This is a genomic window from Bradyrhizobium sp., from assembly GCF_050014615.1.
Classification (GTDB): domain Bacteria; phylum Pseudomonadota; class Alphaproteobacteria; order Rhizobiales; family Xanthobacteraceae; genus Bradyrhizobium.
Window position 1 is genome coordinate 22,410 of record NZ_JBEKCZ010000046.1, and the last position, 6,879, is coordinate 29,288.

The 6,879-nt window shown below is 60.6% G+C and carries 6 protein-coding genes; 2 read left to right on the top strand and 4 right to left on the bottom strand.

The annotated features are described in order from the left end of the window. Positions 1-6 precede the first annotated feature (6 nt). The 3 genes from ABR948_RS10210 to ABR948_RS10220 are packed head-to-tail and all read right to left on the bottom strand — an operon-like array spanning position 7 to position 3,124. The gene (locus tag ABR948_RS10210; RefSeq protein WP_428116683.1) at positions 7-990 is read right to left on the bottom strand and encodes a branched-chain amino acid ABC transporter permease; all 984 of its coding nucleotides are present in this window, start codon (positions 988-990) and stop codon (positions 7-9) included. Then, positions 990-1,859, bottom strand: coding sequence for a branched-chain amino acid ABC transporter permease (locus ABR948_RS10215; RefSeq protein ID WP_428116686.1), 870 nt, complete (start codon positions 1,857-1,859; stop codon positions 990-992). The genes ABR948_RS10210 and ABR948_RS10215 overlap by 1 nt, the downstream gene beginning before the upstream one ends. 11 nt (positions 1,860-1,870) lie before the next feature. Continuing rightward, positions 1,871-3,124: an ABC transporter substrate-binding protein gene (locus ABR948_RS10220; RefSeq protein WP_428116689.1), complete on the bottom strand. Its 1,254-nt coding sequence runs from the start codon at positions 3,122-3,124 to the stop codon at positions 1,871-1,873. Between the two features lie 185 nt (positions 3,125-3,309). Between ABR948_RS10220 and ABR948_RS10225 the strand changes: the two genes are divergently transcribed. After that, complete coding sequence (locus ABR948_RS10225; protein WP_428116691.1) at positions 3,310-4,050, top strand: GntR family transcriptional regulator; 741 nt, start codon at positions 3,310-3,312, stop codon at positions 4,048-4,050. 48 nt (positions 4,051-4,098) lie between these two features. Here ABR948_RS10225 and ABR948_RS10230 read toward each other — a convergent pair whose 3' ends face one another. Next, entirely contained in the window at positions 4,099-5,166 is a 1,068-nt protein-coding gene (locus tag ABR948_RS10230) for a glycosyltransferase family 4 protein (protein WP_428116694.1), read from the bottom strand. Positions 5,167-5,461: 295 nt separating this feature from the next. Here ABR948_RS10230 and ABR948_RS10235 point away from each other — a divergent pair. Continuing rightward, on the top strand, positions 5,462-6,879 hold a 1,418-nt coding region (locus ABR948_RS10235; protein ID WP_428116696.1), incomplete at its 3' end, for an ABC transporter ATP-binding protein.

Below are 6,879 nucleotides of genomic sequence, written 5' to 3' on the forward strand. Positions count from 1 at the left end.
TGGCCCTCACGCCCGCGCCGGTTTGCGGCTGGCGAAGCGTTGCCAGGCTTCGCGCATCATTCCCATCAGCCCGGTCGGTCGCCACAGGATCACGGCCATCAGGATCAGGCTGTACACGGTCAATTGCACGCCGCCGATCGAGCCGCCGAGCCAGCTTTGCAGCAGCGTCGATGTGGTCTCCAAAAGAATGGTGCCGATCACCGGGCCCCATAACGTCCCGATGCCGCCGACGATCGATACCAGCGCCGCCTCGATCGAGATGTTGAAGCTGAACGCGGTCGCCGGGTCGATGAAGTAGATGTATTGCGTGTAGAACGTTCCGGCCAGCGCGGTGAGAAAGGAACTGATCAGGTAGATGTCGCGCTTGATCCTTGGCGCGTTGACGCCGATCGCTTCGGCGGCGTCTTCATCCTCGCCGATGGCGACGAGGTAATAGCCCATCCAGGATCGCTCGATCAGGTAGGTGATCGCAAGTCCGAGCGCGAGCAGGCCGAGCGCGACATAGTAGTAGGCCGACTTGGTCTCGAATTGCATCATCAGCGGCGCGCTGCCGAGATTGGGAATGGTGGTGCCCTCGGCACCCCAGGCCAGATCGCGGAATTTGAGGAAAATCAACATCAGCGCCTGCGCCGTTGCGATAGTGGCGATGGTGAAATACGGGCCGCGCAGCCGGAAGCACAGCCAGCCGATCGGCAGGCTCGCCAGCATCGCGACCAGGCCGCCGGCAATCATCCCGATCCACGGCGAGATGCCGAAATCGATCTGCAGAATGGTCGAGGTGTAGGCGCCGAGTCCGAAATAGGCGGCATGCCCCAGCGAAAGCTGCTTGGCGTAACCGCCCATCAGGTTCCAGGCGACGCCGATGAAGGAGAACAACAGGATCCGGATGAAGATGTCGATCGCAAACGAGCTCCTGACGACCAACGGCAAAGCGATGACGACGGCGATGCCGACCGCCAGCCAGAGCAGGCTTTGTATGCGTCCGGTCATTATCGCGCTCTCCCGCCGCCGAGTCCGGTCGGCTTGAAGGCGAGCGTCAACAGCAGCATCGCGAACACCACGATCAATCCGGAGTCGGCGCCGACGAATTGAATGCCGAGGGATTCGGCGACCCCCATCATCAGGCTGGCGACCAGCGCGCCGATCACATTGCCCAACGTCCCCAGCACCACCGCGACAAAGGCCATCAGCACGAACACCTGCCCGACAAACGGATAGGCCGAATAGAACGGCATCAACAGCGAACCGGCCGCGCCCGCCAGCGCCAGCGCAATGCCAAGGGCGACGCAAAAAACCCGATTGGGATTGATCCCCATCAGCGTCGCCACGTCACGGTTCTGGGCCGCCGCGCGCATCGCCTTGCCCAAATCGGTGGTGTGCAGGAAGACCCAGAGCGCGCCGCTCAGCACCATCGCCACCACAAAGGCGATCAGTTTCGCCACCGGGATGTACAGTCCGCCGATATGAAAAGCCTCGTCCGAATAGGAGGTGTGAACCGTGCGATAATTGGCCGAGAACAGCATCAGCGCGAGATTCAGCAATAAAAGCGATAGCGCAAAGGTCAGGAAGATCTGCGGCATGTCGTTGGGTCCGAGAACCCTGCGGATCAGAAAATGCTGGACCAGGACGCCGATCACGAACAGCACCGGCATCGACACGAACAGCGACAGCAGGGGATCGATGCCGAACTGGTTGGCGAGAAAGAAGCTGATATACATCCCGATCATCACGAATTCGCCCTGGGCGAAATTGACGATCTTGACCACGCCGAAGATCAGCGTCACGCCGATGCTGACCAGCGCGTAGATACCGCCGATGAGCAGACCGTTGATGACGGCCTGGGCTACTGTCTCCCACATTTTCTTGACCGTCAGGTTTTCATCAACGGTGCGCGCCTGTCTTCCTCCGGGAAGACGCTCGCGAGATCGCCGTTCTGCCACTGCACCCCGACCGGATGGGCGTGGATGTTCTTGCCGTCGGGACCGAACTTGACCTTGCCGCCCGGACACATCGCGGCATAGCCGGAGGACACGTCGATCGCTGCGATGGCGTCGCGCACCTTCTGTGGATCGGTGGAGGCCGCCCGTTCGAGTGCATCGGCGATCATGAAGGTCTGCGCGACCAGGCCGCCGGCATATTCGAACAGGAATTCGCCGGTGCGCTTCTTGTATTCTGCGTTCACCTTTTCGGCGTTGGCGTCCATGTCGTGGTTCCAGTGCGCCACGCCTTGCAGGCCTTCCGCGAGTTTCCCGACATTCTTGTAGAAGTCCGGAATGACGAAACCGCCGGAGCCGCCGTTGATCGCGATATTGAGGCCCACTTGCTTGACGGTCCGCACGATCAGGATGAGGTCATTCAGATAGGAGACCGAGAACAGCGCGTTCGCGCCGGATGATTTGACCTTGTTGATCAGCGGGCTGGCGTCGGTGAACCCGGCCGAATAGGGCTCGAACAACACAATCTCGACGCCTTCGGCCGCGGCCTGCTCACGCAGACCATTGGAGGTCGAGGTTCCGAATGCGGTGTTCTCGAACACCACCGCGACTTTCGGCTTGTCGCTGACCAGCCGCGACATTCGCAACTGGGCCTGGGCAAACTGCGAAGCGCGGGCGAACGGCGTGAACGTATAGGTGTGCCCCTTGTTGAGCTGGTCGGAACTGGAGCCGGTCAGAAGCGGCACCTTGGCGCGCTCCGCGACTTCGCTTGCGATCAGCGTCAGCGCGCTGGCGAAGCAGCCGTGGATCGCCGACAGCTTGTTTCCGGTGATCAGCCGATCGGTCTCCGTGCGCGTCACGGTGGTATCGCTCTGCACGTCCGAGATGATGAGATTAAGTTTGGCGCCGCCGAGTGACTTGATCCCGCCGGCGTCGTTGACCATATCGGCCGCGAGCTTGGCGGCCGCGACGCAGCCGACGCCGATTTGCGCCATGCCGCCGGTGGTCGGGTAAAGCGCGCCGATGTTGACGGGATCAGCGGCCCAGCCGCGTAGTGGCACGGCGCCGAATGCCCCGGCCGCGAGGATGCCGCCTGTTTTCAGAAGAAATTCGCGGCGGCCTTGCCGCTTCAAAACAGCCCCGCCCAGGTCAGCTCGATGGCTGACGGAATCCCTGCAAGCTTTTTTCATGCCGTTTCCCCCTGGGCGATGGCGGTACAGGTTGTCGTCCGCCGGTTTTTTAAGATGCTAGCCCCGAGCACAATTGTTTACAATACTGTAATCGATATTATCTTCAGAATTGAAAACTATTTCGGGCTTGCTATGCTGCGGGCTGCGGCCGGACCGGCGGACACGCCGTCCAAATCGGGGAAATGATGACCGGAAAACCTTCCAGACAGGCGGCAGCTCGAACGTCTAAATCCCGTCCGATGCCGATATCGCCTGCGCGAGAACCGGCGGCGCTCATCATCGCCAAGCGGATCGAGGAGGACATAGTCCTCGGGCGGCGTCAACCGAGGGAGCGCCTGGTCGAGCAGGATCTTTGTGACCTGTTTCAGACTCATCGGGGCGACGTGAGGCTGGCCCTGTTCGAGCTTGAAAAGAAGGGCCTGGTGGAGCGCATCCCCAATCGCGGTGCGCTGGTTCGTGGATTAACCCCCGTTGAGGTGAGGGAAATCTACGCGGTTCGTGAAGAGCTGGAATTGATGGCGGTCCGCATCATCCCGTTTCCGGTTGGCCACAAGGATATCGAAAGGCTGGAAGAACTTCAAAGACAGCACAGCACAGCGGTTGCCGCGGGCGACCTCTTGACCGTCTTTTACAGCAATCTCAGTTTTCACCAGGTCTTGTTCGGTCTTTGCGGCAATGCCTGCCTGATCGAAACCATCGATCTGCTGGCGCAGAAGGTCTACGGCATCAGATCTTATGCCAATGCATTTCCAGAATCCCTTGATCGTGCCCGCCGCGACCACCTCGATATGATCAAGGCGCTTCGCGGTTCGCGTCGGGACGACCTGATGGCACTGACCCGACGCCACCTGAAGGCCTCGCCGGACGCCTATATAAAGGCTTACGAACGGCGCTTTGGCCGAGCCGATTTGGCGCCCGCGCACTAAGTTGGGAAGTCCGGAAATTGGAATATCCGGGCTGATCCCTCGGCAGCGCTATTCGGCGCTGCTCACCAGTTTGATGCGTGGCTCGGCGGCCTCCGTCAGGCTGCGGTAGGCCGCGAGATAGTCGAGCGCCATGCGTCGGGCGGTGAATCGCACCTCGAACTGTCGTCGGATCGCGTCACGTTTCAGTTGCGAGAGGCGTCCGACTGCGGAGACCGCACTGGTTTCATCCTCGACGATGAAGCCCGTCAAACCCTCGTCGATGATCTCGGCGACCGAACCACGGTTGTACGCAATGACCGGTGTGCCGCACGCCATGGCTTCAATCATGACGAGGCCGAACGGCTCCGGCCAGTCGATGGGAACGAGCAGTCCGATCGCGCCGCTGAGGAAGTCCGATTTTTCGTGATCGCCGATCTCGCCGATATATTCGACAAGCGGATGGTCGATCAGCGGACGCACGATCTCATCGTAATAATCTTGGTCGGCCCGGTCGACCTTGGCGGCGATCTTGAGCGGAATGCCGCATCGGATCGCGATTTTGATGGCTCGGTCCACGCCTTTTTCGGGCGCGATCCGGCCGAGCACGGCCAGGTAACTCGGAGTTCCCGGTCGCGGCGTCAGCAGTGTTTCCGGCATGCCGTGGTGGATGGTGCGGATCCAATTGGCCTGCGGCACCGGACGCCGCTGCGCGTTCGAGATCGAAATTACCGGCACGGAAGCGAAGGTAGTGAACACCGGTTGGTGCTCGGGCAGATCGAGCCTGCCGTGCAGGGTGGTTAGAAACGGAGTCGGCTGACGGTAGAATAGCGAGAATGGATAGTAGTCGAGATGAAAATGCAGAAAATCGAATTCTTCATCATCGCACTTTTGTCGAACGCGCTCCAGCATCACCATGTGCAGCGCATTGGGGTCGCGGACGGATCCGTCGAGGCGCAGCGCCTTCGGCCATGTCGCGTCAAGTTTCGCTGAGGTCCGGGAATCGCCGCTGGCGAACAGCGTAACGTCGTTTCCCAATGTGACCAGTTCCTCGGTCAACCAGTGTACTACCCGCTCGGTTCCGCCATAGAGTTTCGGGGGAACAGCCTCCGTCAGCGGAGCAACTTGCGCGATGCGCATCTATCCGTCTCCTCTTGTTGTCATACATGAAAGGGCCCCAATCAGGCAGTCGGCACCGGCATGCCGCAGAGGGAACGTTTCCGCATGTGCGAAGTTCCCCAGAGGATGCGCACTTCTTCCACAGGATGGTCTTGCTGATGCCATCACGCCCGATCAGGTTTTGGACGTGGTCCATGCTGCAAGATTTTCGCGCAGCAATAGCAGGACGGTGGGAACCGTAGAGCGGCGTCGGTCATTCAATCAGGCGGAACATATTGGGCCGGATTTTCTTGCCCTTAGCGGGATTTGCAGTCACATGGACACTCTTTCTGGATACGCCAATCGCCCGCTTCCATTCGTGCTGCGCTACCTCCGCCAGCGTCTGGCATCGCATATCGTCATCCTTGCCTCAGTTGTTGCCGCCGTTGCTTGTTCCGTAGGCACGCAATATGGCGTGAAATATCTGGTCGATGGTTTGTCGGCCGGACCGGCTCGCGCCGGCACCGTATGGCTGGCATTCGTTTTTCTCATGTCGCTGATCACCGCGGATAATTTTCTGTGGCGGGTCGCAAGCTGGACGGCGAGCTTCACCTTTGTCGGCGTGACCGGCGATTTGCGCCGCGACATTTTCCGTCATCTGACCGGCCACGCGCCGAGCTATTTCTCCGACCGGTTGCCGGGAATGCTGACCAGCCGCATCACCGCCACATCCAATGCCGTCTTCACGGTCGAAAACATGTTCGTCTGGAACGTGCTGCCGCCGTGTATCGCGACCGTTGCGGCCATCGCCCTGATTGGAACCGTGAGCCTGCCAATGTCGGCGGGGCTGGTTGTGATCGCCGGCGGAATGGTGATCGCGATGTTTCACCTGGCTGCGGCCGGCAAGCACTTGCACGACGACTTCGCGGACAAGGCTGCCGCCGTCGACGGCGAAATGGTCGATGTCATCAACAATATGCCGCTGGTCCGGGCGTTTTGCGGTCTCAGCTTCGAGCACGACCGGTTTGACGCCACCGTCAACCGGGAACTGACGGCGCGGGGACGCAGTTTGCGCTATCTGGAAAAGCTGCGGCTGATCCATGCCGCCATTACCGTTGCGCTGACGATCGCACTGTTGGCATGGGCGATCACGCTTTGGCAGCAAGGCGGCGCCACCACCGGCGACGTCGTGCTGGTCTGCACCCTCGGGCTTTCGATCTTGAATGCGACGCGCGATCTTGCCGTGGCGCTGGTCGATGTCACCCAGCATGTCGCCCGGCTGACCGAAGCGATTGCCACTTTGCTGCTTCCGCACGAACTGCGCGACCACCCGGAGGCCGAGCCGCTGGTCAAGAGCGGCGCCGCGATCACTTTCAATAATGTTTCGTTTCGTTATCCCGGCGGACTCGGGGTGTTCGACAAATTCAGCCTTCGTATCCAGCCCGGACAGCGGGTCGGTCTGGTCGGTCAGTCCGGCGGCGGAAAATCCAGTCTGTTCGTTCTCTTGCAGCGTTTCTACGACGTCCAGCACGGCAGCATCACGATCGACGGTCAGGATATTTCTCGCGTCACCCAGCAAAGCCTGCGCGAGGCGATATCGGTGGTGCCGCAGGATATTTCGCTGTTCCATCGCTCGATCATGGAAAACATCCGGTACGGACGGCCGAGCGCGACCGATGACGAGGTGCTGCGTGCGGCGATCGCCGCGCGTTGCGACTTTGTCGAGACCTTGCCGGAGGGGCTTGCGACCATGGT

What these genes read in the sequence shown, in the direction of transcription:
- ABR948_RS10210 (WP_428116683.1), bottom strand. Translation starts at nt 990, where the DNA reads ATGACCGGACGCATACAAAGCCTGCTCTGGCTGGCGGTCGGCATCGCC.
- ABR948_RS10215 (WP_428116686.1), bottom strand. Translation starts at nt 1,859, where the DNA reads ATGTGGGAGACAGTAGCCCAGGCCGTCATCAACGGTCTGCTCATCGGC.
- ABR948_RS10220 (WP_428116689.1), bottom strand. Translation starts at nt 3,124, where the DNA reads ATGAAAAAAGCTTGCAGGGATTCCGTCAGCCATCGAGCTGACCTGGGC.
- ABR948_RS10225 (WP_428116691.1), top strand. Translation starts at nt 3,310, where the DNA reads ATGACCGGAAAACCTTCCAGACAGGCGGCAGCTCGAACGTCTAAATCC.
- ABR948_RS10230 (WP_428116694.1), bottom strand. Translation starts at nt 5,166, where the DNA reads ATGCGCATCGCGCAAGTTGCTCCGCTGACGGAGGCTGTTCCCCCGAAA.